The following is a 21,666-nucleotide window of genomic DNA, read 5'->3' as shown; positions in this document are numbered from 1 at the left end:
GGGGTGTGTTCGTGGGACGTGAGGCCGAGCTGGGCCGGCTGACCGCCGCGTGGGCCCGTACCCCGAGTGCGGTGCTGGTCGTGGGCGAGGCTGGGATCGGCAAGACCAGACTGGTCGGGCGGTTCGCCGGCGAGGTGGACGCGCTGGTGGCCGAGGGCGGGGCCGATCCGGGCGGGCCGGCGTACGCGCCGTTCGTGCCCGTGCTGCGCCGCCTGGTCAGGGAGTACGGCGCCGGGCTCGTGCCGGGCGGCGGACGCAAGGGGCTGGCGTGCCTGCTGCCCGAGCTGGGGGAGCTGGACGACACGCCCGACCTGGGCCGGGCCCGGCTGTTCGAGGAGGTGCTGCTGCTGGTCGAGCGGGCCGCCGAGCGCCGTCCGCTGGTGATCGTGCTGGAGGATCTGCACTGGGCCGACCAGGCCGCCCGCGACCTGCTGGCGTACCTGCTGCGCAACCTGACGCGGCCCGGCGCGATGGTCGTCGCGACCTCGCGCGAGCCGCTGCGGCTGCCCGGCGCCGAGGTGGTCAGGGTGCCGCCGCTCGGCCGCGACGAGGTGGCCCGCCTGCTCGGCCGCGACGACGTCGACGTGATCGTGGCGCGCAGCGAGGGCAACCCGCTGTTCGCCGAGGCGCTGGCCGAGGCGGGTGACACGACCCCCGCCTCGCTGCGCGAGCTGCTGCTCGCCGGGGCCGAGAAGCTGCCGGGGCCCGGTCTCGACGTGCTGCGGATCGCCGCCGTGGCCGGGCGCAGGACGCCCCACGAGGTGCTGCGCCAGGTCGCCGGGCTCGACGACCTCGCGCTCGACGAGGCGCTGCGGCCGGTCGTACGGGCTCGGCTGCTGCTCGTGGACGGCGACGCCTACGTCTTCCGGCACGCGCTCATCCGCGAGGCCGTCTACGACGACCTGCTCCCCGGCGAACGCCGCCGCCTGCACGCCCGCTGCGCCCCGGCCCAGCCCGAGCTGGCCGCCGACCACTGGCACGCCGCCGGCGACGGGCCGCGCGCCTTCGAGGCCGCCTGGCGGGCCCGCAGATGGGACCTGGTGCTGGAGCTGTGGGCGCACGCGGACGGCCAGGACCACGCCCAGGTGCTCGAGGACGCCGCCAGGGACGCCCTGCGCGACGGCGACGCCCACCGCGCCGACGACCTGGCCGGCCGGGCGCTCGCCGAGGTCGCCGACCCGCTGCGCGCGGCCCACCTGCTGGAGCTGCGCGTCGCCATCCGCGACCTGCACGGCGAGGAGGGCCTGGACGACCTGCGCGAGGCCGTCCGGCTGGCCCCCCGCGAGTCCAGGCTGCTCGGCGCCCTGGCCTGCACGCTGGCCTGGCACGGCCAGGACGACGAGGCCCGCGCCCGCGCCGAGGAGGCGTACGCGCTGGGCGACGCCAGGTCGCTGGTCACCCTGGCCGCGCTCGCCGCGCTCGACGGCGACCTCGCCACCGCCTCCGCCCTGTACGCCCGCGCCCGGATCAGCGCGCCCGACGACGACACGCTGCTCGTCTCCTACGCCGGCGAGGCCGACGCGCTGGAGGCCGCCGGCGAGCACGCCAGGGCCGAGGCGGTCGCGCGGCGCGGCATAGCCGAGGCCGCCCGGCTGGGCCTGGCCCGCTCGCGCGGCGCCCACCTGGCCGCCAACCTGGCCGAGCCGCTCGCCTCGCTGGGCCGCTGGAAGGAGGCCCGCGAGGTCGCCGCCCCCGCGCTCGCGCTCGACCCGCCGCCGATCTACCGCGCCTGGATCCTGCTCGTGCTCGGCACGGTCGAAGTGTGGGAGGGCTCGCTGTCCACGGCCGGCGCGCTGCTCGCGCAGGTCAGACCGCTCATGCGCGGGCGTTCGCGCGGCTACGACTCCTGCCTGGAGCCCGACCTGCTCGAATGCCGCCTCGCCGAGGCCGGGGGAGACCTGGACCGGGCGCGCCGGCTGGTCGACCACGTGCTGTCGGAGCACGACCTGACCCGCAGCCGCCGCTACGCCTGGCCGCTGCTGGCCCTCGCGGCCCGCATCGGACGGGTGCGCGCCGCGCCGGCCGGCCTGCCCACCGTCGGGCGGCTGCAGGAGGCGTACCGGGCCACCTTCGAGGCCGAGCTCGGCGGCTCGTGGGCGGACGCGGTGGCCGCCTGGCGGGCCGTGGGGCAGCCGTACGGGCTGGGGCGGGCGCTGGTCGGCGCGGCCGAGCGGGACCCGGCGCGGGCCCGCGAGCCGCTGCGCGAGGCCCTGGCCATCGCCGCCGCGCTCGGCGCGGAGCCGCTGCGCCGGCAGGCGGAGGCGGCGGCGGCCACCGCCCGGGTGACGCTGTCGGCGACGCCGGGGCTGTCGGCCCGCGAGCTGGAGGTGCTCGGCCTGGTCGCCGAGGGCCTGAGCAACAGGCAGATCGCCGAGCGGCTGTACATCTCGGCCAGGACCTCCGGCGTGCACGTGTCGAACATCATGGCCAAGCTCGGCGCCGCCTCCCGCGTGGAGGCCGCCGCCGTCGCCCGCCGGACCGGCCTGATATGAACTCCGGCATGACCACCGTGAACGTCGCCCTCATCGGCGTGGGCAACTGCGTGTCGTCCCTCGTGCAGGGCGTCGAGTACTACCGCGACGGCGAGGCTCCCGGCCTGCTCAACCCCGTGTGCGCCGGATACGCCGTCTCCGACGTGCGGTTCACCGCCGCCTTCGACGTCGGCCGGGCCAAGCTCGGCCTGGACCTGTCGCAGGCGATCTGGGCGCGGCCGAACAACTCCCGCCGCTTCGCCGACGTGCCCCACCTGGACGTGCCCGTGCGCGAGGGCATCCTGGCCGACGGCGTGGGGGAGGGCTCGGCCGAGCTGGTCGAGCCGAGCGGCGCCGCGACCGTCGCCGACGTGGCCGCCCACCTGCGTGAGACCGGCTCCCAGGTCGTGGTGAACTTCCTGCCCACCGGCGCCCAGCGCGCCGCCGAGCTGTACGCCGAGGCCGCGATCGAGGCCGGCTGCGCGTTCGTCAACTGCATGCCCGCCGTGCTCGCCCGCTCCGAGCGCTGGCGCGACCGATTCGCCGCTGCCGGGCTGCCGCTGCTCGGCGACGACCTGAAGAGCTCCTTCGGCGCCACGCTCGTGCACCGGGCGCTGGTCGACGCCCTGACCGCGAGCGGGGTGCGGCTGCGCGACGGCCACCAGCTCCTGGCCGGGGGCAACATGGACTTCGTCAACCTCCAGGACCCGGCCAGGATGGCCGGCAAGCGGGCCACCAAGGCGACCGGCGCCGGCACCTCCACCCACGTCGGCGCCCAGTACCTGCCCTTCCTCGACGACCGCAAGATCGCGTTCATCCGGCTGGAGGGCGAGGGGTTCGGCGGCTCCCCGCTGGAGATCGAGCTGCGCATGGTGGTGGAGGACTCGCCGAGCGCGGCGGGGAACGTCCTCGACGCCGTGCGCCAGGCCAAGGCCGCGCTCGACGCGGGCACGGGCGGCTTCCTGCGGGAGACCTCGGCCGCCCTCATGAAGGCGGTCTGACCTCGGGTGCCGGGCCCGGCCGTGGCAGGCTAGGAGGATGCGCCTGGCGACCTGGAACGTGAACTCGGTCAAGGCACGGCTGCCGCGCCTGCTCGACTGGCTGGCCGCGACCGAGCCCGACATCGTCTGCCTGCAGGAGACCAAGTGTCCCGCGGAGTCGTTCCCCGTGGCGGAGGTGGGCGAGCTCGGCTACGCCGCCGCCGCCCACGGCGACGGCCGGTGGAACGGCGTCGCCGTGCTGTCCAGGGTCGGGCTGGAGGAGGTGACGCGGAGCTTCCCCGGCGAACCGGGCTTCGCCGAGCTCGACGGGGTGGGCGCCGCCCGTCCCGAGGCCCGCGCGCTGGGCGCGACCTGCGGCGGCCTGCGGGTCTGGTCCCTGTACGCGCCGAACGGCCGCGCGCTCGACTCGCCGCACTACGCCTACAAGCTGCAGTGGTTCGCCGCGCTGCGGGACGCGCTGGCCGAGGAGGCGGGCTCGCCGCTGGTGGCCTGCGGCGACTACAACGTCGCGCCGACCGACGCCGACGTCTGGGACCCCGCGCTGTTCGCCGGCTCCACGCACGTCACCCCCGCCGAACGCCGCGCGCTCGCCGAGCTGCTCGACCTCGGCCTGCGCGACGTGGTGCCGACGCCGATGAAGGGGCCGCACCCGTACACGTACTGGGACTACCGGGCCGGGATGTTCCACCAGAACAAGGGCATGCGGATCGACCTGGTCTACGCCAGCGCCGACGTCGCCGAACGGGTGCGGGCGGCGTACGTCGACCGCGAGGCGCGCAAGGGGAAGGGCCCCTCGGATCACGCTCCCATCGTGGTGGATCTCGCCCCGATAAATTAATCAACAAACAGCTGCCAGACGAGTATCGTGAGTAACCAAATGTGCGGGGGCACGCTTCTTCTTCAAGACCGAAAAAGGGGGCCGTGTCGTGGAACCTGCCGATGGTCGTGTCATCCTGTTCGTCCTCATCGGGCTTGCCCTGTTCGCGCTCGGACGCCGCTTCCAGAACATGATCATGCTCAGGCAGGTCTGGAAGCAGACGCAGCGGCAGGTGACGGTGCGGCGGGAGACCGCGCACCACGCGGTGAAGGGTCTGGTCGCCGTCACCGCCGTCGCGGCATTCGTCATCTGGCTCGCGATCAATCTCAATCGGATAATGAGTTGACCGCCGTCAACTGATTACCGCGATTATCCGGAATGGCGGCGGCGCAGGCCCCATGCGGTGAGCACGGCCAGCCCCGCCGCCGCCACTCCGACCGCGCGGGTGAGCCGGGCGGCGCGCCGGATGTCCTTGACGTCCGGCTTGGGGCCGTCGCCCATCGTGGGGCGGTGTTCCGTCCTGCCGCCGTACACGTTCGTGCCGCCGAGGGTGACGCCGAGCGCGCCGGCGAAGGCGGCCTCGCACCTGCCCGCGTTCGGGCTGGGGTGGCGGTGGCCGTCCCTACGTAGCACCCGCAGCGCCCGGACGGGGTCGTCGGCCAGCGCCGCCGTCAGCAGTCCCGTCACGCGTGCCGGTACGTAGTTCGCCACGTCGTCGAGCCGGGCCGCGGCCCAGCCGAACCGTTCGTAGCGGGGGGAGTGGTGGCCGATCATGGCGTCCAGCGTGTTGACCGCCCGGTAGGCCAGCAGCCCCGGCACGCCCGCCACCGCGCCCCAGAACAGCGGGGCGACCACGGCGTCGGAGGTGTTCTCCGCCAGCGACTCCACGGTCGCCCTGGCCAGCTCGGGCGCCTCCAGCCCCGCGGGGTCGCGGCCGCACAGGTGGGGGAGCCTGGCCCGGGCCCGCCGGAGATCGTCCTGCTCCAGGGCCTCGGCCATGTGCACGCCTTCGCGGGCGAGGGTCGTGCCGCCGAGCACGGCCCACGTGGCGAACGCCGTCACCGCCGTACGGACGGCCCGGTCGCCGCTCCTCTGGGCCAGCACGCCCAGGGCGGCCGCGCCTCCGACGCAGATCCCGACATGGACCACCCCACGCCACCTCGTGTCGCCGTACGACGACTCCTCCAGCTTCGCCGCCGCCCGTCCGAACAGGGCGACGGGGTGGGCTGAGCTGCGCGGATCACCGAGAACCTGGTCGAGTGCGACACCGAGCGCGAGACCTAGCGGGTCATACCAAATGGGCATGAAGCTCATCTTCGTGCACATCCAGCCAGGCTGCCGCCCGGCGGATGCGTTCCCCGGCGCCGCCGGTCCACATCCTGGCCCAGTTACCGCCGGCCCGGGCGCGGGTGCGCATGACGTCGTAGGACCGGTGGAAGCGGAGCCTGGACAGTTCGAGCAACCGCCGGCGTTCGCGGGGCGCGAGGCCGTAGGCGTCGCAGAACAGGCGGATCCTGGCTCCCACGTCGGCGTCGCGCTGGAGAGGGTGACGGTCGACGGGGTCGGCGATCGGGGCCCAGTGGCGGAGGGTGGTGACGATGTCGAACAGCCGGGTGGTGGGCCGGGCCAGGTCGAAGTCGATCAGCGCGACGGGGGTGGCCGCGCCGGTGCCGGTGTCGTGACGGAAGATCACGTTGTCCGGCGTCAGGTCGCAATGCCCGATGACCTCCGGCGCGCGGTCGTCGTTCGACCCGCCTTCCCATCCGCCGGCGTCGAGCGGGAACCCGGCGGTCGCGTCGTGGAACTCCCTGACCAGTCGCGCCAGGTCGACCAGGAACCCGTCCGTCGAACCGGCCCGGCACAACCCGCTCCGCCCAGGGACGTACGTGATGATCTCGCGCCCTAAGCCGTCCGTTCCCAGGACCCGCGGCGCACCCCCGAACCCGGCTGCCTCAAGGTGTCTGAGCAGGGCGTGCACGGCGGGCGTGGCCGGACCGACCGGCCTGCGCACCGTGTCACCGACGCGCACCACCCCGTCTGTCACGTCCCCGCCCTGCAGGGGAATCTCATGCAGGAGCGTCGCGACCATGCCACAACAGCTTAGCCCCATTTGCCCCACCGCCGCCTGCCCTTTACCCCACCCCCTCCCGCCCCGCCGTCCTCCCCTTCCCCTGCCACCTGGCCGCCCTTCTCCCGATTCCGGGCCGCCCTCCCCCTACTTTCGGGCCGTCCTTGCCCTGCTTTCGGGACGTCCTTCTCCCGGTACGGCGGGCCGTCCTGGCCCCCTGTACCGGGATCATCCCCTTCGACCTGTCCCGAACCCGGCACCTCGGCGCCTTCGCGACCGACGGACGCCTCGCCGCGCAAGATTCCCGAACCTGTCCCCGATGCAGCGCGTCTGGCGAGCGTGTCCCCGGACCCGCCGTGCCTCTGGCGAGCCTGTCTCCGAGCCCGTTGTTCTCGCGAGCCTGTCCCCGAACCCGTGCCCCTCGCGAGCCTGTCCCCGAAGGCGCGGTGCCCCTCGCATCCCGCGGCCGAGTGTCGTACCGCCCCCGCCCCCCAGCCACCCCCTAGCCTGAGGAACCGTGCCCATCCTGCTCTCCTTGGCGGCCTTCCTCATGACGCTGCTGGGCGGGCTGGTCGCCGACCGCGTCAAGAACAACCGCCACCTCGTGCTCGGCGCCGCCGCGGGCGTGATGCTCGGCGTGGTGGCCTTCGACCTCCTCCCCGAAGCCCTCACCCGGGACGTCGTCGACGTGCTCGGCGTCCCGCTCCCGATGCTCATGTTCGCCCTGGCGTTCCTCGGCATCCACATCGTCGAACGCTCCATGGGCATGCACGACGCGCACGAAGGCGACTACGCCGCCCATCGCCACGCCCGAGCCGGCGTAGGCGTCACGGCGGGATCAGCCCTGGTCATCCACAGCCTCCTGGACGGCGCCGCCATCGGAGCCTCCTACCAGACGGACGCCTCGCTCGCCGTCGCCGTGGCCATCGGCGTCATCGCCCACGACTTCACCGACGGCTTCAACACGTACACGATCACGTCGCTGTACGGAAACGCCCGCCGCCGCGCCCTCACCCTCCTGGCCCTGGACGCCGTCGCCCCCGTGCTCGGCGCCACCCTGACGTTCCTCATCGCCATCCCGGCCCACATCCTGACCGCCTACCTGGGCCTTTTCGCCGGATTCCTCCTCTACCTGGCCATCTCCGACATCCTCCCGGAGGCCCACACAACCAGACGCGCCACCGGCTGGACCCTGGCCGCCACGGTCACGGGAACCCTGTTCATGTGGCTGGTGATCGCCCTGTCGGCCTGACACGACCAGAACGTGTGCGTGACAAGTCGCCGGATCATGCACAATAAGGCAGGAGCGCCCTTAGCTCAGCTGGATAGAGCACCGGACTTCTAATCCGACGGTCGCAGGTTCGAATCCTGCAGGGCGCGCAACCAGGACCAGGCGATCTGTGGGTTGACCTGGTCTTTTGCCTAATTGCCCCGGTTGCCCCGTAGGCAGCGGGAGGCGGCCCGAAGCAGCCCTGTGCCACTCTTCGCGGAACATACGCGGAATGCCCGCAGCCACGTTTCCCCAGGTCGGCGGGGGAGTTTCGAGGCCCGGAACGGCGAAAGGACCCCGAGGTGTCTCGGGGTCCTGCCGTAGCTCCTGTGTCACGCCGCGAGCGCTTCCAAGATGCGCTGGTTGGCGATCTCCCGTTGGCCGTCGATGCACTTGGCGTACACGCGGAGCATCACGTCCACACCGTGCCCCGCTCTCTCGGCCGCTTCCGGGGCGTGCACGCCCGCGTTGAGCCAGAGCGACACCGCCGCGTGCCGTAGGTCGTACGGCCTGCCTGCCAGGGGAGAGGCGACCTGGTCAGGTGTGAAAGCGTACGTCCGGGCCTCCTGCCAGACCTTCGCGTACGCCGAGCCCGAGATCACGCCGCCCGTGCGCGTACGGAAGAGCCGGCCGTCTTTGCCGACTCCGAACGCCGCGATGTGATCCCGCAGGATGGCCACCAGCTCAGGCGGGACGGGCACGGTGCGCGTGTGCTTAACATCCCGATGCTTCAGGCCGCGCTCGTCGTGGGCTTGCCCGGAGTCGGTGAACCGCCTGTTGCTCTGCGGCCTGGTCTTCTCCAGCGTCAGCAGCCCCCAGCCCTTCTCCGGGAGCTGACAGTCCTTCTGCCGCAGTCCCGCCGCTTCTGCCGGGCGAAGGCCGCCGAAGTACATACAGGCGAACATGGCGGCCAGCATCGGCCCTCGCGACCGCCCCACGTAAGTCACCGCGGTGAGCAGTTCACGCGCCTGCCTTGGGCTGACCACCGAGCGCCGATCGATCTCGCCGCTCACCTTGGCCTTGCGGAACTTGACCTTATGCAGCGGATTCGCCGACAGCTCCTCCAGCTCCACGGCGTACTCAAGCGCGTGATGGAAGACGGCCCGCTTGCGGCGGTACGTCGAGGTGGCCGCAGGCGTGCCGTCCAGGCACAGCGCGAGGGCTTCCAGCGCTGCACGGGCGTGCTTGGTCTCTTCCAGAGCGCTGAGCGGGAGCGAAGCACCTTCCAACCAGCGGACAGCGCGGGCGATTTCCGGTGTCGGCTCCCGCCGGCGGTCCTCGGGCAGGAAGGAGTGCTCGCGCAGTGCCCGCCGGATGATCTCGTCAGACGGGCGGCCAGGTACGTCGCCGACCAGAACGCGAGTGACGGTGGCGAGAGTGTCGGTCATGCCTTCACGAGACTTCGCCGCCGCGTGAGGCCACCACGCGTGGACGTACGCGACGGCGAAGGTGTACCAGGTCCGGGCATCCTTGGCCTTGACCATCGAAGCGGGAAGACCGCTGTCCACGTCGAAGGCTTCGCCCTTCTTGGCCGCCTGCCGTAGGTCGGACAGGAAGCTCTCGGCCAGGCCCTTCGTCTTGAACGTTTGCGACTTCTCACGGTGGCCGACCGTCCAGCGCACGGTGTGGGAGACGATCCGAGGTTTCTTGCCAGGCTTGTCCGCTCTGGTGTTGGTACGGATGTCCCAGAACTTGACCTTGTAGGAGGTAGTCATGCTGCACTCCTGAGGGATTCGAGCCAGGCGTCGAGGTCGCTGCGGTAGATGCGCAGTTCGCCGTTGGGCAGGCGGATGCCCTTCGGTGCCTTGCCGATCTCGCGCCAGCGGTAGAAGGTGCGGCGGGAGACTCCGCCGAGTTCGTCGAGGACCTGGGCGACGGTGAGAAGTTCGTCTCGCCTGCTCATGCCGCCCTCCCGGTGTCCTCGGTTGCCGAAAGGTCTTGTCCGGCTGCTCTGGCTTCCAGTTCGCGGAGGTGGGCTCGCCAGCGTTGGCGTTCAGCCACGGCTCGAAGGAGCCGGACGGCGGGTGGCGGGACGTTGGCGTCTCCGGCCGGGACGGGGCGCCAGACGTAGCGGTGCGGGTCGGTGGGCTGATCGGTCTGGCCGAGGGCTTCCAGGACCCAGGTACGGCGGTCCTGCTTGTGTTCGGCCAGGGTCTTGTTGCTCCACTTGCGGGAGACGAGGATGCGGCGTCCGGCGTAGCCGAGGTGTTCGGGCTTGTGGGCCTTGCCACGGCATCGGCCGGGGAGCATGCCGGGCTTGGCGCCCTTGGGCTGGACACCGTAGCGGAGCCAGTTCGGGCAGGTGGGTGAGCAGGGTTCGTAGCGGAGGGCGTCCAGCATGCGGGTGGCGTGCTGTTGCTGGGCCTGGCCGCCGTCGAGGGCGTCGCCGATGGACTTGGTGAGGTACTTGGACAGGTAGCGGATGCACTGGTCGGCGTCCGGGGTGCCGGCGAGCACGCCTTGGACGTCTACTTGGCCGCCGAAGCGGATGACGTGGAGGGGTTCGGCGTCCTCGTCGAGGGTGTCGAGGGCTTCGTCCCAAGTGGGCAGGACCTCTCCGGTGGCCGGGTTGAGGTAGCCGGTGCCGTCTTCCCAGACCGGTAGGTGGTCGCCGTCGAAGATGACTTCATCGGCCTGTGGCCACCAGACCTGGTGGTAGGTGGCGGCGGCTATCTGCTTGATCTCGGCGCGTGGGAGCGTTCCACGGATGGCCATGTGCAGGTGCGGGGCGAGCCGCTTCTGAGGCTCGACCGAGGCGAAGTACTGCACGTCGTAGCCTGCGACGCGGCGAAGGTTCTGGACGAAGCGATCGACGAGCTTGGAGAAGTGCAGGGCGTCGCGTGCGGCGCGGCGGTAGTCGTAGGTGTCGGGGTCGATGGGTGCGCCGTCGCGGACCTTGCCGTACGAGGGCAAGGTGAGCGTGACGAACAGAGACGGGCGGTAGGTCTTGCCGTCCGGTGCTTGGAAAGTGCGTCCCAGGGCGGTGTTGGTCATCCTGCGCTTGGGCAGGTCGGGCGCGTCCTGGCGGCGTCTGGTGGAGCGGGAGCGCTTGGTGGTCGTACGGCCGAGGATGTTGCCGCGCATTCCTGCGGCCTTGATCTCCTCGTCGAGGCCGGTGATGATCGCGTCGAGTTCGGTGGTGTCGTCGCCGGCCTTTTCGGCGGCGTCGCGCTGGGCTTGGTAGTCGGCGCGGAACTCCACCAGCCAGCGCTGTTCCTCGTTGGGCTTGTCAGGTGTGATGGTGGGTTCGGTCTCCAGGTGCCAGCCCTCGCGGCACTGAGCCTTGCGGAGCTGCTTGTTGCGCTTGGCGCAGGGCGGGCACTCGCTGTCGAGGGTGGCCCCGCACGGTACGTCGATGATCTCGGACTTGCCGGTGACGATGTCGAGGCGCTTGAGCGGGATAGGGCGGATGCAGACGCCGTGTTGCTTGGCGACTTCTACCAGTACGTCGCGGGCCATCGGCATGGCTTGGCGGATGACTCGGGGGAGTGCGCGGTCTTGCGCATGGGTCATGCGGTCCTCCCCTCGTCGGGGTCGGGGACGGTGAGCGCGGTCTGGCCGCACTCGGTGCACTCGACCAAGGCGCGGACCGGGTCGAGGCGGAGAACGTTCAGGGTGAGACAGGTGGCGCAGCGAAGACCGTCGAGCAGGTGAGAGAGCGTCATGCGGCCTGCCGGTAGTAGGCGACCATGTCGCGGATGTCGGCGTCGGAGACGTAGGCGGCGCGGACTCGGATCGGTTCGGGTGAGGTCTCCAACCGCATGTACGCCACACCTGCGCCCAGTTCGGGAATCGGTGAGATGTGGTCGGCGAGTGCGCCCCGGTCGCGTGCGCCGTCGCCGAGGACCATGTCCACCTGTTCGGACTCGTCCAGGCGGAGAGCGATCTTGTCGGGGAACAGATTGCGGATGTTCATGACTTCCTTGCGTGGGTCTTGGAGGGCGGCCATGACGCCGACGCCGACCGAGCGGCCTTGGGTCGCCAGCGTGGCCAGAGCAGCGGAGATGCGCTGCCGGAGGTGCTTGTCGGGCTGGTAGGCGGTCAGGAACGCCACCTCGTCAACGAGCACCAGGACGAACGGGTCCTCGATGGTCGGCGTGTGGGAGCGCTGGAGACCGGCGAAGCGGGACGCGCGTTTCTGCATGACGCTGACGGCCTCGTCCAGTAGGTCGGCGCAGTCGGATGGGTCGGCGGCGTATCGGCCTTGGAAGAGCTCTTGGCCGTAGGACAGTTCCATCAGTTTGGGGTCGAGTGCCCAGACTTCGGCCAGGCCCGCGCGCATGGCCGGGAGCAGGCCGCGGATGGTGGCCCACAGGAAGGAGCCCTTGCCGGCCCCGGTCGCTCCGGCGATCAGGACGTGGGTTCCGTGGACCTTGAGTCGGAGAGGCCGGCCGTCCTCCTGCTTGCCGATCTCGACTGGGCCGACGGATGGTTCGTCCGGGATGGGAAGGGCGGGCATGGGCGCGGCCAGTGGATCGCTGCGCGGAAACGTCAGGAGCAGTCGGCCGCCCTTGACGAGCGCGACCCGGCACGAGGTGGTGCCGAAGCCATGGGCGAGGTTGTCGGTGCGGTCGGACCAGTCCTTGGCCGCCTGACCGGAGAGCATCCCGACGATGACGCGGTCGGCCCAGCCGTCGCAGGTGACGCGCAGCAGACGTGGCATGTAGACGCGGCCGTTGACGCGTCTGGCCAGGCCGGAGACGTCCATGACTGATTGCCAGTGTCGGCGGTAGACCGACATCAGCCTCCACCAGGCCAGCAGGCGGAACCCGACGAGGCGGGAGAAGGAGTCGGGTTCGGTGAAGGCCCAGGCGAGCAGGGACAGGACGGCGAAGCCGAGCATGGATGCGGTGGCGGGCCAGCCGTACCAGTGCCAGAAGACGCCGAGGGCGACCGGCAGGGCAACGGCGATCGGGTGCCGCCAGGTCGTGCGGACGAGGGCGGACAGGAAACGCCAGCCGTACACGAGGAAGGTGACGACGGCGGGAGTCTTGAGTACCGCCGGTCGGAAAACGACGGCCGTGTCGGGCGTGGTGGAGACGAGGTTGCGCGCCTCGTCGCCAGGCAGCCGCTTGAACATAAGCTGGGAACCTCTCGTGATGTGGAGTCAGGGGAGAACCGAGGGGCCGCCGGAAGTTGCCGCTTCCAGCGGCCCCGCCTCATGTCAGGCCGCCGGGTCGGTGGCGTCCTTGTCGGCCTGTTCGGCGTGCAACTGCTCGCAGTCGGCCAGGTAGCGGGCAGCGGCGGTGAAGATCTCGCGGGCGATGTTCAGGTCGGCGTCGGTGACCGGCCCGGCCCCCGTGGTGGAGATATGCACGTTCGCCTCGTGGGAGTAGAGCTCCAGGTACGGGCGCGGGCTGCTGAGTAGGAGCCCGGCGCGGACCTTGAGGCTGGGCATGTGGAAGGAGACGCCGACGTGCGGCGTGGCCTCCGGTTCCATGGACAGGGTGACGTAGGTGTACGGGCGGTCACTCATGCCGCGATCCCCTTGCCGTCGGGCACGCCGTAGAAGTTGCGCTCGACGGATCGGGCGAAGCGGTTGGCTGCGTGAGCGAGCTGGCGGGCGAACTCCAGGTCCTCCGCCGTGACCGGTCCGTTTGTGGTGACCAGGACGGAGGTAGCGCCGAAGTCGAGCGCCAGGACGGGCTCACGGCGGGCGAACGGGGGGTTCATAGTGCGGGCGGCGTGCCCGGTGGTCAGCCGGATCACGCTGTTGCGCGGCGTACGGCGTCGGGTCATTTAGGCGGCTTCCTTTCCGGTCTTGGTCGTCGGGGCGGGCTGGGCGTTCTGGCGGGGCGCGTGCATCTGCTGGACCTTGATCGAGTAGGCCAGGCGTCCGTTGCCGTTGACGTAGGGCGTGACGGACATGCCGTCGAACTCGACGGGCGTGAACGGCAGCCCTGGCATCGGCTGCGGCGGCACCGGCTGGACCGGCGCGAGGATCTTGACCGCGACCGTCTTCTGGGCGGGCTTGAGGGTCGGGTCACCGTCCATGACCGCGACCTGCCAGACCAGCTCTTGGGTCTGCTTGTCGCGGGCCTGCACGAACCGGCCGTTGGATGAGGCGTCGAAGTCCTTGACGGGCTCGACCTCGCCGACGATGTAGCAGCCGTGCGGGAAGACCATGGCGAAGGTGACGGGGATGGGGCCTTGCAGAGCCATGACAGCTTTCCTCTCTTGACTGACAGGCACTTAACCTATCAAGTTGATGCTCCGAGATTACGCAGCTCAAACTTGCTAGGTCAAGTGCCTAAGAGAATGTTCGGTGCGGAATCGTGAACCAGCCGTGCTGCTTCCCGGACAATCCGGGACGAATACTTTCGATCATGGAGCCGGAACACAGCAAATCGAGAGGCAGCCTGGCGCTCACCCTGCTTGGCCTCGTCTGGTTCTTCGGCACGCTAGTCCTGGGATACATGGGCCTCTACTACGGGATGGCCTTCATGGGGCCGTCGAGAGACGGCGATCTGGCCCAGATGCTGATCTATGTGGCGCTCGGGCTGGGAGGCGGGGCACCCGTCGTGGGACTGATCGCCGCCAGGCTGCTGAACAACAAGGGCGGCACCTGGTTCTACGGGCTTGTCGTGCTCGCCATGGTGCTCTTCGTCATCTTCGCCGCGTATCAGTACAAGAGCCGCAGCAACCATATTTATAAGGAAGATCCGCCGGTCTGCACGGCACCCCCGGAAAGGGCACAGGGAGTGCCCGGATGCTAGGAGACGGGGTAGGCGTCCTCTAGTTCATGCCTGTCCGCCGGGAGCAGGACCTCCACGACCATCATGGGCCGGCCAGAGGCGTCGCGGACGGCGCCGAAGACGGCCAGGAGTGGCTGGTTCTTCGGCATCGCGAGCTGCTTGGCCTCGTCAGCGGAGGGCATGCGAGCGGTGATCTGCTCCACGATGTGATCGAAACGGACGCCCTTGCGCGCCTGGAGGTGTTCCCGGAAGCCCTGCCTCAGGGGTTCCCCGCTGGTGAGATCTGTTCCCTCGGAGAGCTCCAACGGCAGCCAGAGCGACACCAACTCGGTCGGCTCACCATCGCGTGTGATCAGACGCCGCCGTACGAACGTCTTGCTCTTGGGCTGGAGGTCGAGCAGAGCGCTGATCCGATTGGGGGCGGTCAGCGCGCCCAATTCGACGACCTCACCCGCGGAGTCGGTCTCCGGCTTGGTCAGGTACGCCTGCCCAGGCCGCTTCTGCTCCACAGAGGCCATCGCCGGACGACCGCGCACGAAGCGGCCCTTGCCCTGCTGGGACTCGATCCATCCCTGCTCGCGCAGCACCCGCAGGGCGGCGACAACGGTAGGACGGGAGACGCTGAACTCCTGGATGAGCTGGTTCTCGCTCGGCAGGAGCGTGCCAGGCGGGTACTCTCCCGACTCGATGCGCCTTTGGAGAGTCTGCACAAGCTGCGCATACTTAGGCGGCACGGACTCTAGCGACATCATGACCGTCCAACAGCCGACAGGTTGTTTTACCAAGTTTGAGCGTAACCGGCTTGCCGCCGACTGTCCACGTGGTTCGCCGAAGCGGGAGCCGTACATGAAGAACCGGCAGGCAGCGCAGCGACCGGGCTGGGAAGGGTGCCGCGGGGGACGCCACTGCGACTGCCTGCCGGGGAGGCACGGCGAGACCAGACGATGACCCTCACCCCCCTTTGGAAGGGATCACCTCTGCCTTGCCGTGCCCGTCATCACCTGGCGACGTACTCAGCCAGGACGTTTGCCGCGCCTTCCGGGTCGCTGGTCGGATGCCGCTTCTCGGCGTTCTGCCAGGAGTAATAGGCGCCGCCGTACCCGACGAACACCCACACCGGCAACCCTCCCGCCGGCCTGTGCACTAGAAGCACGCTGTTGTTGTCGCGCAGCTCGGCATTGACGCCGAGGCCCGTGAGCCGGTCACGCAGCCGGACGAGCATGATGCCCTCGGCCTCGCGCTGCGGGAAACCCGCCTCCACCGCCTGAATGATCGAATTCATTTCACGCTCCCTTCGGCCCGGCCGCTTCCGAGGCAGTCGAGACACTCCCGCTCCCCACTCAAGGTCTGATCTCCGTCGTCGTCGCCGATGAGGAGCGCACGGCGTGAGTCACGCAGCTTGATCCCGCGTCCCCGGCAGGCGGGGCAGCACGACGTCTTGCTTGTCTCGTCTGGCCGGGTCACCGTCGCCATCTCCTCGTTCATCCGGCGTTCCCTGTGGCGGGAGGCCGCGTGACGTACCGTGGTTGCTTGATGACAAGTCCACCGGCAACCGCGTTTCTGCAGGACCCCTGAACGGCCCCCTTGTTCCCCCTTTCGAGCCCCCAGCCGGGAGGAAGACCCGCAGATGTCCGCCTACATCCCGAACGTGCGACTTCGCGCCTGGCGCAACGAAAAGCACCTGTCTCGCGTCCAGATGGCCGACCAGATCAACGCCACCCCCATCGGCATCGCCGAACGCTTGGCCTGCGACGAGGAACGCGTCCGACGCTGGGAGGCCGGCGAAGTCCGATGGCCCCGCACGCCGTACCGGCTCGCCCTGACACAACTGACTGGCCTGGAACCGGAGGCGCTTGGGTTCTACCAGGGAAGGCAGAACGACAGCCGCCTCATCGAAGCTCGCATCATCCCAGCCGACGCGCTACAAGCCGAAGCCGACCTCTACGGGACGATGGAACTCGCCCAGCAACTCCAGGCGTCCGACGTCGGAACCGGCACCTTGGAAGCCCTCGCCGAGGCCGTCGATCTGTTGTGCCGCGCCTATCCCGTCGTGCCCGCGAGCACGCTTAGGGACCGCACCCAGAAGCGCCTGGCGCAGATCAACCGCCTGCTCGCCGGACGCCTCACCCTTGATCAGCATCGCGAACTGCTCGTGATCACGGGATGGCTCACCGCTCTGCTGGGATGCGTCCACTACGACCTGGGGGAGAGGGAGGAGGCCGAGACCGCCCGACGCGCCGCCTTCGAGATGGGCCGCCAGGTCGGACACGGCGAACTCATGGGCTGGGCACACGAGATGTCCGCATGGTTCGCCCTCGTCGAAGGCCGCTACGAAGACGTCGTCACCTCTGCCCGCATGGGCCAAGCCGTCGCCGGCACCAGCAGCGCCATGGTGCAACTCACCCTCCAAGAAGCCCGCGGCCTAGCTCGAATCGGCGACCGCCGCGAAGCCGACCGCGCCCTGACGCGCGGAGCCGAAGTCCTCAGCAGCCTCCCCATGCCCGATCACCCAGACCACCACTTCGTCTTCGACCACGCCAAGTGGGTCTTCTACGCCGCCACCTGCTACACCTGGCTCGCCGACGACGACCGCGCCGAAGAACACGCCCGCGAAACCATCCAGATGCACACCCGCCCGGACGGCACCTCTAACGCCCCCATGCGTGTCGCCGACGCACACATAGACCTTGGTATCGTCCACGCCCGCCGAGGTGAACTCGACGCAGCGGTTGAGGAAGGCATCGCCGCGTTCGACATTGACCGCCGATCCCTCACGGACCTCGTGAACCGCGCCGGAGACCTTGACCGCGTACTGCGACAGCGCTACCGACGCGAAGCGCTTGCCGAAGAGTTCCACGAACGCTTCGTAACCGCCCGCAGAGCCCTGACCAGCCGCCGTCCTGACCTACTCGACTGAGCGCAACGAGGTCGTTCACGTGGGGCTGCCGAATTGCCGAGTTGTTCTCTTAGGTATCAAGCGGCGGCGCGGCGCGCCGCCGTACCTCCGGCCCTCCGCCCGCCCGCCGTCCGGGCGTGCGGCCTGGGGGCCGGTCCCGGACGGCGGCGGGACACCGGGCCGGGCACCGCACGCCGGCCCCGCCGTACGGACCGAACGCGCCGACCCGGGTTGCCGCGCCGCCGCACAGATGCAGCCCTACGATCGCCCCTGCATGGCCGGCCTCCGTAAGTGGTTGGGGGCGATCGACGATCCAGGGTTCGTTCCTCACCCTGGCTCACTGAGTGGGGTGGCTTATCGTCGTAGTGGAAACCCTGTAGGGCTGGGCGACAGCGCGAGGATCAGAGCACCTTCAGCGCGTGGAACACGGCAAGGAACAGGGCTACAGATCCTGCGAAGGCGCCGCCTCCCGCCATGAAGCACTGGGAGATGCTTCCGCCGTCGATAGCGACCAGGATGCCCGTAGTCTCTCCGACGATGATGCCGACAAGCGCGGCAATAAAGATCAGAAGCGCCCTGCGGGAAATGTCGGTCACGCTTTCCTCTTCTCGGCTCTGACTACCCAGGAGCCCTTGACCGCCTCGATCAGGACATAGCTCCGCCTGGGGAGTTTCAAAGCGGGCGCCGAGAAGGCGCTTCAGCGTGCGACTGCAGTAGTCGCGCTGCTCGTCTCATGGACGAGGCACCTACATACTAGGACAGCCCAGATCTGCAGAAAAGCCGGGTTGGTTGCCGGTGTCTCGCAGGTTGACCGAGCGGCCTTGATGGACAGACTTCGGGGGATCGGTGGCTGGCTCTGCTCGCGGGATTTATACGGGATGGTCTCCCATGTAAAGGGGAAGACGAGACTCGTATCCGGAGGTCAGGGGCCTGATGCGGCCAGGAACGTCGACCCGCTGTAAAACCGTCGGCTCTGCTGGATGTCGTCGCTAGGCTTCCTGGGGCAGCCAGCCCTCAGGTCCCCAGGTGAGAGCATCAGTCAGCGAGTGAGACGGCATTACCGACGAAGTCTCGAAATGCTTCCAACAGCTCCCCGAGGTTCTCGGGCCCACATGCTCCTTCGAAGCGGATCCCGTTGCTCCAGACCTGTACCCAGTCGTCATCGGTACGTTCCACCATTGAGAGGTCCAGCAAGACCCCGGTAAGAGGTGTGTCGACGAGGTCGATCTTCACGCGCCATCCCGGATTGTCCAAGGTGTCGATTGTCACGCCGTAGCTGTGCTCCCACTCGTCATTGCAGCAGGAGGCGTACCAAGACTGAAGGAAGATGAGTGCATCCGTGATCACATGGTGAGTCTGGCAGCCGTGCCCGTCGCGTGCCCGATGAGGTGGGAGGCGAGGGGGAACAGCGGGGAGTCACGGGGAATACGATCAGCGTCGTGAGCTGCGTCTTCGCTGGTGGAGAAAGATCGGCATGTGTCTTTGCAAGCAAGATGTCGGTAGCTTGGGTCAAGTAACGGCGGACGCGCGTGATGCCCAGATCGCCATGCCCTGGTCGCCTCAGATGGACTTCACCCAGGAGCGGGCCTTCCTCGCTGGCATCCCGAGTTCGTGCTGAACGAGTTGGATTGCTTGTTCCTCGTACCCGCGGACCTTGAGCTGACGGACACGCCCGGTGAGCTCCTCGGCTCTGAACCGGTCGGTCCATCGGAGTACGCGACGCTGTCTGAAGATCCGGATCACGCCCACCGCCCACAAGACGAGGACGCAGACGAACAGTCCAGGGACAACTAGGCCGATAATTTCAGGAAGCGTGAGATCGGACACAAAATGATCATATGGTCATCCCTGCCGCCTCGAAGGCTCCTGGATTTGATCGCCATGGGTTGCAGTTTGGGTTGCAGTTCCAAGCCGTATCAGCAGGCTCCAGGACGACCACCCAGACACAGCGGTCCAGGTTGAACGCCCTAGGACGATCACGCTCCGAGCTGCTAAATGCGGTTTTGGTTGGTGCTCTATCGCCTGGCATTGCGGTTAGGGTCAGGTGTGGACGAGGCCATGACGAGCGCCGAAGGGTGGCGCGCTCAAGTTCGGAGTCGCGGTTCTGTCGAACAGGACCGCAAGACGCTGGCCCGGCTGATCGAGTACGACAGCGATCCGTTCGAGACCGAGCTTTACGAGCGCTTCTCAGACCCGCAGATCCGGTTGGTCGACAAGGCTGAGCGGTCGTACGCAGGTCAGTATGACCGGCGTCTACGTCGGTTGCGGGAACGCACCGATCACGCCGAGGCCGATCAATAGGCCCTACGGGATATGCGCGGGTGATCTCCTCTGATGGAGGAGGAGCGGGAGCCGTATACAGAGGTCAGGGACCTGGTCTGGGTAGCAATGTCGGCCTCCTGTAAACCGTCGGCATTTCGGTGGCGCAGATTTGAGGAAGCTACCGAGATCCGGACTATATGCGGAACGATCTTCTCCTGGCTGAACCATGCAACGCTCATCGTGCGAGGTCAGAGCCAGATGTTCCCTTGAACTGTCGCTCCACTTCTAATCCGACGGTCGCAGGTTCGAATCCTGCAGGGCGCGCTTTGATCATGGCCTGACCTACGGCTATGCGGGATCGGATGCGTTCTAGAATTTTCGTCTAGCGGTTGCGTGCTCCGTGCGTGCTCGGTTGCACCAACCCTGCACACACCATGATCATCCGCCACCCCGGGCCGGCCCGGGAAGAGTAGCGGCCCCGCCTGGCCGCGAGCAGGCGGCGCATGCGGGGGGCCGGATGCTTAATCCGACTGTCAGCTCCTCAATGAGACGACTCTCCCGGTCTCGCTCTGCTCTCCCTTGCCGAACAGCAGGGCCGCGGTCTTCTCGGCTGCCGCGGTGGCCACCTGCGGGTAGACGGAGGTGTAGGTGTCGGCGGTGAACGCGCTGGAGGTGTGGCCCAGCGTTTCCTGCACCACCTTCATCTCCACCCCGGCCGCCAGCATCAGCGAGGCCGCGCCATGCCGGAGGTCGTGCAGCCGGATGGGCCAGGCCGGCCAGGTAGGCCAGCCACAGGAACTGGTCGGAGACGTGCTGGGGGTGCAGGCGAGTGCCGTCAGGCTGGGTGAAAACGAACCCGGTGTCGACCCATGCCTCGCCCACGGCCAGGCGTTCCTGCAGTTGCTGCTGTCGGTGGGCGCGCAGGACCTGGGCGGTGTCGGTGTCCAGCGCGATGGTACGTACCGAGGCGTCGGTCTTCGGGGTGCCCTCGTGGACCTGCCAAGCCAGCTGCACCAGCTGCCAGTTCACCGTCAGACTGTGGCCGTCGAGGTCGACCTCCTTCCACCGTAGCCCGCACGCCTCGCCCCGGCGTAGCCCGCGCAGCGCGATCAGCTGATACAGGGCGAACAGGCGGTGGCGGCGGGCATGGTCGAGGAACACACGGGTCTGAGCGGGCGTCCACACCATGACATGAGAGGGGCGCGGAGCGCTGGTGTAGGCGTCGATCGGGTTCACTCGCTGCCCGCTCCGGCGCTGCTTTTCCGCCTCCCGGTGCTGGGCGAAGTCGGCTTGCCACGCACGCACCCGGTCCTCGATCCACACCAATGGCTTGGGCCGGACATGCGTGGGCATCTCCAGCACGGCGGCGGGGTTGAAGTCGATCAGCCGGTCCTGGCGCATCGCCATGTTTAGCGCGTGGCGGAGGGTGGCGCGGATGCGGTGCATGGTGGCGATGCTGATCGGCCGCCGGAACTTGACGCTCTGACGCACCTGCGGGTCGGGGTCGGTGCGGCGTTCGGCGATGGTGTTGTTGAACTCCTCGATCTGCTCGAACATCAACGCGATGTCGCTGACCTTGAGCTGATCCAACCGCAACCGCCCCAGGTACGGGGTGAGGTAGAGGCGGATGTGGCTTTCGTAGGAACGGCGGGTGGTCTCCTCGATCCTTCGCTTACGGTGCAGGAACTCGGTCAGCCACTGCTCAACGGTGATCTCCTGGGTCAGATGCTGCCCGGTCTTGACCTTGCGGCGGACCGTCTCCAGAGTCGGAAGCGTGTCGGTCTCGGCCAGCGTCCGCTTGATCAGGTCGGCGATCTGGGTGCGAGTGGCGGGCTCGCTCGGATCGGCCAGCGCCAGCAGGTCACGCACCTGACCAAGCTCGACCTCGGCGGCATCTTGCGAGGCGAAGCCGCCACGGCGCAGCGGCCCGCGCCGCTTACCGTCCGCGGTAGGTGGGAGTTCGATCTGGTAGTTCCAGATGCCGTGCCGGTAGCTCCACCCTCCGCCGGGACGGCGCAGCTTGGGGCATTTCTGCCCGAACGCCTTGCCATCATTGTCACGGCAGGAGCAGCGTTTGAACGTACGTCCCTCGGTTGCGTCCACGGGAGTGGTGTACGAGTTTGACCTGGTCACAAGCGTGGCGGCCGTGAAATGAAGACGGCCATCGCGTGATCCTTCGAGTAGCA

24 protein-coding genes, 1 tRNA gene and 1 pseudogene are annotated in these 21,666 nt (G+C 68.8%); 9 read left to right on the top strand and 17 right to left on the bottom strand.

Going from position 1 to position 21,666, the window contains the following annotated elements; translation table 11 throughout:
• The first annotated feature begins 5 nt into the window (after positions 1 to 5).
• The 4 genes from ABZ459_RS31805 to ABZ459_RS31790 all read left to right on the top strand — a co-directional run bounded on the left by ABZ459_RS31805 (position 6) and on the right by ABZ459_RS31790 (position 4,635).
• On the top strand, positions 6 to 2,492 hold the full coding sequence (locus ABZ459_RS31805) for an AAA family ATPase (protein ID WP_357978206.1): 2,487 nt from the start codon (positions 6 to 8) through the stop codon (positions 2,490 to 2,492).
• 8 nt (positions 2,493 to 2,500) lie between these two features.
• Positions 2,501 to 3,472, top strand: a complete 972-nt coding sequence (locus ABZ459_RS31800; protein WP_357978203.1) for an inositol-3-phosphate synthase — start codon at positions 2,501 to 2,503, stop codon at positions 3,470 to 3,472.
• A gap of 37 nt (positions 3,473 to 3,509) precedes the next feature.
• A complete protein-coding gene (locus tag ABZ459_RS31795; protein ID WP_357978200.1) occupies positions 3,510 to 4,310 on the top strand; it encodes an exodeoxyribonuclease III in 801 nt (266 codons plus the stop codon).
• A gap of 88 nt (positions 4,311 to 4,398) precedes the next feature.
• Positions 4,399 to 4,635: a hypothetical protein gene (locus ABZ459_RS31790; protein WP_357978197.1), complete on the top strand. Its 237-nt coding sequence runs from the start codon at positions 4,399 to 4,401 to the stop codon at positions 4,633 to 4,635.
• 23 nt (positions 4,636 to 4,658) lie between these two features.
• Here the strand turns inward: ABZ459_RS31790 and ABZ459_RS31785 are convergent, their stop codons facing one another.
• Positions 4,659 to 5,594, bottom strand: a complete 936-nt coding sequence (locus tag ABZ459_RS31785; RefSeq protein WP_357978194.1) for a cobalamin biosynthesis protein — start codon at positions 5,592 to 5,594, stop codon at positions 4,659 to 4,661.
• A complete protein-coding gene (locus ABZ459_RS31780) occupies positions 5,578 to 6,378 on the bottom strand; it encodes a phosphotransferase (RefSeq protein WP_357978191.1) in 801 nt (266 codons plus the stop codon). Before ABZ459_RS31780 ends, ABZ459_RS31785 begins: the two co-directional genes overlap by 17 nt.
• Before the next feature lie 496 nt (positions 6,379 to 6,874).
• Here ABZ459_RS31780 and ABZ459_RS31775 point away from each other — a divergent pair, with 496 nt between their 5' ends.
• On the top strand, positions 6,875 to 7,609 hold the full coding sequence (locus ABZ459_RS31775; protein WP_357978189.1) for a ZIP family metal transporter: 735 nt from the start codon (positions 6,875 to 6,877) through the stop codon (positions 7,607 to 7,609).
• A gap of 54 nt (positions 7,610 to 7,663) precedes the next feature.
• Positions 7,664 to 7,737 (top strand) — tRNA-Arg (locus tag ABZ459_RS31770).
• A gap of 222 nt (positions 7,738 to 7,959) precedes the next feature.
• Here ABZ459_RS31770 and ABZ459_RS31765 read toward each other — a convergent pair.
• The 8 genes from ABZ459_RS31765 to ABZ459_RS31730 form a co-directional block, all read right to left on the bottom strand.
• Positions 7,960 to 9,342 carry a tyrosine-type recombinase/integrase gene (locus tag ABZ459_RS31765; RefSeq protein ID WP_357978186.1) on the bottom strand — a complete coding sequence of 461 codons (1,383 nt, stop codon included), beginning with the start codon at positions 9,340 to 9,342 and terminating at the stop codon, positions 7,960 to 7,962.
• Positions 9,339 to 9,530 (bottom strand): helix-turn-helix domain-containing protein, encoded by a 192-nt coding sequence (locus ABZ459_RS31760; protein WP_357629188.1) that lies wholly within the window; start codon positions 9,528 to 9,530, stop codon positions 9,339 to 9,341. Before ABZ459_RS31760 ends, ABZ459_RS31765 begins: the two co-directional genes overlap by 4 nt.
• Positions 9,527 to 11,140 (bottom strand): replication initiator, encoded by a 1,614-nt coding sequence (locus tag ABZ459_RS31755; RefSeq protein WP_357978183.1) that lies wholly within the window; start codon positions 11,138 to 11,140, stop codon positions 9,527 to 9,529. Before ABZ459_RS31755 ends, ABZ459_RS31760 begins: the two co-directional genes overlap by 4 nt.
• The gene (locus ABZ459_RS31750; protein ID WP_357978180.1) at positions 11,137 to 11,292 is read right to left on the bottom strand and encodes a hypothetical protein; all 156 of its coding nucleotides are present in this window, start codon (positions 11,290 to 11,292) and stop codon (positions 11,137 to 11,139) included. Before ABZ459_RS31750 ends, ABZ459_RS31755 begins: the two co-directional genes overlap by 4 nt.
• On the bottom strand, positions 11,289 to 12,707 hold the full coding sequence (locus ABZ459_RS31745) for an FtsK/SpoIIIE domain-containing protein (protein ID WP_357978177.1): 1,419 nt from the start codon (positions 12,705 to 12,707) through the stop codon (positions 11,289 to 11,291). The genes ABZ459_RS31750 and ABZ459_RS31745 overlap by 4 nt, the downstream gene beginning before the upstream one ends.
• 84 nt (positions 12,708 to 12,791) lie before the next feature.
• Positions 12,792 to 13,103, bottom strand: coding sequence for a hypothetical protein (locus tag ABZ459_RS31740; RefSeq protein ID WP_357978174.1), 312 nt, complete (start codon positions 13,101 to 13,103; stop codon positions 12,792 to 12,794).
• Entirely contained in the window at positions 13,100 to 13,366 is a 267-nt protein-coding gene (locus ABZ459_RS31735; protein WP_357978171.1) for a hypothetical protein, read from the bottom strand. The genes ABZ459_RS31740 and ABZ459_RS31735 overlap by 4 nt, the downstream gene beginning before the upstream one ends.
• Positions 13,367 to 13,789 carry a plasmid replication, integration and excision activator gene (locus tag ABZ459_RS31730; protein WP_357978168.1) on the bottom strand — a complete coding sequence of 141 codons (423 nt, stop codon included), beginning with the start codon at positions 13,787 to 13,789 and terminating at the stop codon, positions 13,367 to 13,369.
• A 164-nt stretch (positions 13,790 to 13,953) separates the two neighbouring features.
• Here ABZ459_RS31730 and ABZ459_RS31725 point away from each other — a divergent pair, with 164 nt between their 5' ends.
• Positions 13,954 to 14,343, top strand: a complete 390-nt coding sequence (locus ABZ459_RS31725) for a hypothetical protein (protein WP_357978165.1) — start codon at positions 13,954 to 13,956, stop codon at positions 14,341 to 14,343.
• Here ABZ459_RS31725 and ABZ459_RS31720 read toward each other — a convergent pair.
• Both ABZ459_RS31720 and ABZ459_RS31715 read right to left on the bottom strand, forming a co-directional pair.
• Positions 14,340 to 15,032 (bottom strand): GntR family transcriptional regulator, encoded by a 693-nt coding sequence (locus ABZ459_RS31720; protein ID WP_357978162.1) that lies wholly within the window; start codon positions 15,030 to 15,032, stop codon positions 14,340 to 14,342. The genes ABZ459_RS31725 and ABZ459_RS31720 overlap by 4 nt on opposite strands.
• 287 nt (positions 15,033 to 15,319) lie before the next feature.
• The gene (locus ABZ459_RS31715; protein WP_357978159.1) at positions 15,320 to 15,604 is read right to left on the bottom strand and encodes a hypothetical protein; all 285 of its coding nucleotides are present in this window, start codon (positions 15,602 to 15,604) and stop codon (positions 15,320 to 15,322) included.
• A 345-nt stretch (positions 15,605 to 15,949) separates the two neighbouring features.
• Here ABZ459_RS31715 and ABZ459_RS31710 point away from each other — a divergent pair, with 345 nt between their 5' ends.
• Positions 15,950 to 17,239, top strand: coding sequence for a hypothetical protein (locus tag ABZ459_RS31710; protein ID WP_357978156.1), 1,290 nt, complete (start codon positions 15,950 to 15,952; stop codon positions 17,237 to 17,239).
• Positions 17,240 to 17,619: 380 nt separating this feature from the next.
• Here the strand turns inward: ABZ459_RS31710 and ABZ459_RS31705 are convergent, their stop codons facing one another.
• The 3 genes from ABZ459_RS31705 to ABZ459_RS31695 form a co-directional block, all read right to left on the bottom strand.
• The gene (locus ABZ459_RS31705; RefSeq protein WP_357978153.1) at positions 17,620 to 17,814 is read right to left on the bottom strand and encodes a hypothetical protein; all 195 of its coding nucleotides are present in this window, start codon (positions 17,812 to 17,814) and stop codon (positions 17,620 to 17,622) included.
• Positions 17,815 to 18,253: 439 nt separating this feature from the next.
• Complete coding sequence (locus ABZ459_RS31700) at positions 18,254 to 18,565, bottom strand: immunity 53 family protein (RefSeq protein WP_357978150.1); 312 nt, start codon at positions 18,563 to 18,565, stop codon at positions 18,254 to 18,256.
• A 213-nt stretch (positions 18,566 to 18,778) separates the two neighbouring features.
• Complete coding sequence (locus tag ABZ459_RS31695; RefSeq protein ID WP_357978147.1) at positions 18,779 to 19,045, bottom strand: hypothetical protein; 267 nt, start codon at positions 19,043 to 19,045, stop codon at positions 18,779 to 18,781.
• A gap of 219 nt (positions 19,046 to 19,264) precedes the next feature.
• Between ABZ459_RS31695 and ABZ459_RS31690 the strand changes: the two genes are divergently transcribed.
• Positions 19,265 to 19,519 (top strand): hypothetical protein, encoded by a 255-nt coding sequence (locus tag ABZ459_RS31690; protein ID WP_357978144.1) that lies wholly within the window; start codon positions 19,265 to 19,267, stop codon positions 19,517 to 19,519.
• Between the two features lie 494 nt (positions 19,520 to 20,013).
• Here the strand turns inward: ABZ459_RS31690 and ABZ459_RS31685 are convergent, their stop codons facing one another.
• Complete coding sequence (locus tag ABZ459_RS31685; protein ID WP_357978669.1) at positions 20,014 to 20,184, bottom strand: hypothetical protein; 171 nt, start codon at positions 20,182 to 20,184, stop codon at positions 20,014 to 20,016.
• A 919-nt stretch (positions 20,185 to 21,103) separates the two neighbouring features.
• Positions 21,104 to 21,349: pseudogene (locus tag ABZ459_RS31680) on the bottom strand (site-specific integrase); the annotation flags it as partial.
• Positions 21,350 to 21,666 lie beyond the last annotated feature (317 nt).

Origin of the sequence: Nonomuraea sp. NPDC005692 (assembly GCF_040631115.1) — a bacterium.
Taxonomy (GTDB): domain Bacteria; phylum Actinomycetota; class Actinomycetes; order Streptosporangiales; family Streptosporangiaceae; genus Nonomuraea.
The sequence above is the reverse complement of the archived record's forward strand: the minus strand, read 5'-3'. Positions and strand labels throughout refer to the sequence as shown.

What these genes read in the sequence shown, in the direction of transcription:
- ABZ459_RS31785 (WP_357978194.1), bottom strand. Translation starts at nt 5,594, where the DNA reads ATGCCCATTTGGTATGACCCGCTAGGTCTCGCGCTCGGTGTCGCACTC.
- ABZ459_RS31735 (WP_357978171.1), bottom strand. Translation starts at nt 13,366, where the DNA reads ATGACCCGACGCCGTACGCCGCGCAACAGCGTGATCCGGCTGACCACC.
- ABZ459_RS31715 (WP_357978159.1), bottom strand. Translation starts at nt 15,604, where the DNA reads ATGAATTCGATCATTCAGGCGGTGGAGGCGGGTTTCCCGCAGCGCGAG.
- ABZ459_RS31780 (WP_357978191.1), bottom strand. Translation starts at nt 6,378, where the DNA reads ATGGTCGCGACGCTCCTGCATGAGATTCCCCTGCAGGGCGGGGACGTG.
- ABZ459_RS31730 (WP_357978168.1), bottom strand. Translation starts at nt 13,789, where the DNA reads ATGGCTCTGCAAGGCCCCATCCCCGTCACCTTCGCCATGGTCTTCCCG.
- ABZ459_RS31685 (WP_357978669.1), bottom strand. Translation starts at nt 20,184, where the DNA reads ATGAAGGTGGTGCAGGAAACGCTGGGCCACACCTCCAGCGCGTTCACC.
- ABZ459_RS31800 (WP_357978203.1), top strand. Translation starts at nt 2,501, where the DNA reads ATGACCACCGTGAACGTCGCCCTCATCGGCGTGGGCAACTGCGTGTCG.
- ABZ459_RS31710 (WP_357978156.1), top strand. Translation starts at nt 15,950, where the DNA reads ATGTCCGCCTACATCCCGAACGTGCGACTTCGCGCCTGGCGCAACGAA.
- ABZ459_RS31765 (WP_357978186.1), bottom strand. Translation starts at nt 9,342, where the DNA reads ATGACTACCTCCTACAAGGTCAAGTTCTGGGACATCCGTACCAACACC.
- ABZ459_RS31745 (WP_357978177.1), bottom strand. Translation starts at nt 12,707, where the DNA reads ATGTTCAAGCGGCTGCCTGGCGACGAGGCGCGCAACCTCGTCTCCACC.
- ABZ459_RS31760 (WP_357629188.1), bottom strand. Translation starts at nt 9,530, where the DNA reads ATGAGCAGGCGAGACGAACTTCTCACCGTCGCCCAGGTCCTCGACGAA.
- ABZ459_RS31740 (WP_357978174.1), bottom strand. Translation starts at nt 13,103, where the DNA reads ATGAGTGACCGCCCGTACACCTACGTCACCCTGTCCATGGAACCGGAG.
- ABZ459_RS31795 (WP_357978200.1), top strand. Translation starts at nt 3,510, where the DNA reads ATGCGCCTGGCGACCTGGAACGTGAACTCGGTCAAGGCACGGCTGCCG.
- ABZ459_RS31725 (WP_357978165.1), top strand. Translation starts at nt 13,954, where the DNA reads ATGGAGCCGGAACACAGCAAATCGAGAGGCAGCCTGGCGCTCACCCTG.
- ABZ459_RS31750 (WP_357978180.1), bottom strand. Translation starts at nt 11,292, where the DNA reads ATGACGCTCTCTCACCTGCTCGACGGTCTTCGCTGCGCCACCTGTCTC.
- ABZ459_RS31755 (WP_357978183.1), bottom strand. Translation starts at nt 11,140, where the DNA reads ATGACCCATGCGCAAGACCGCGCACTCCCCCGAGTCATCCGCCAAGCC.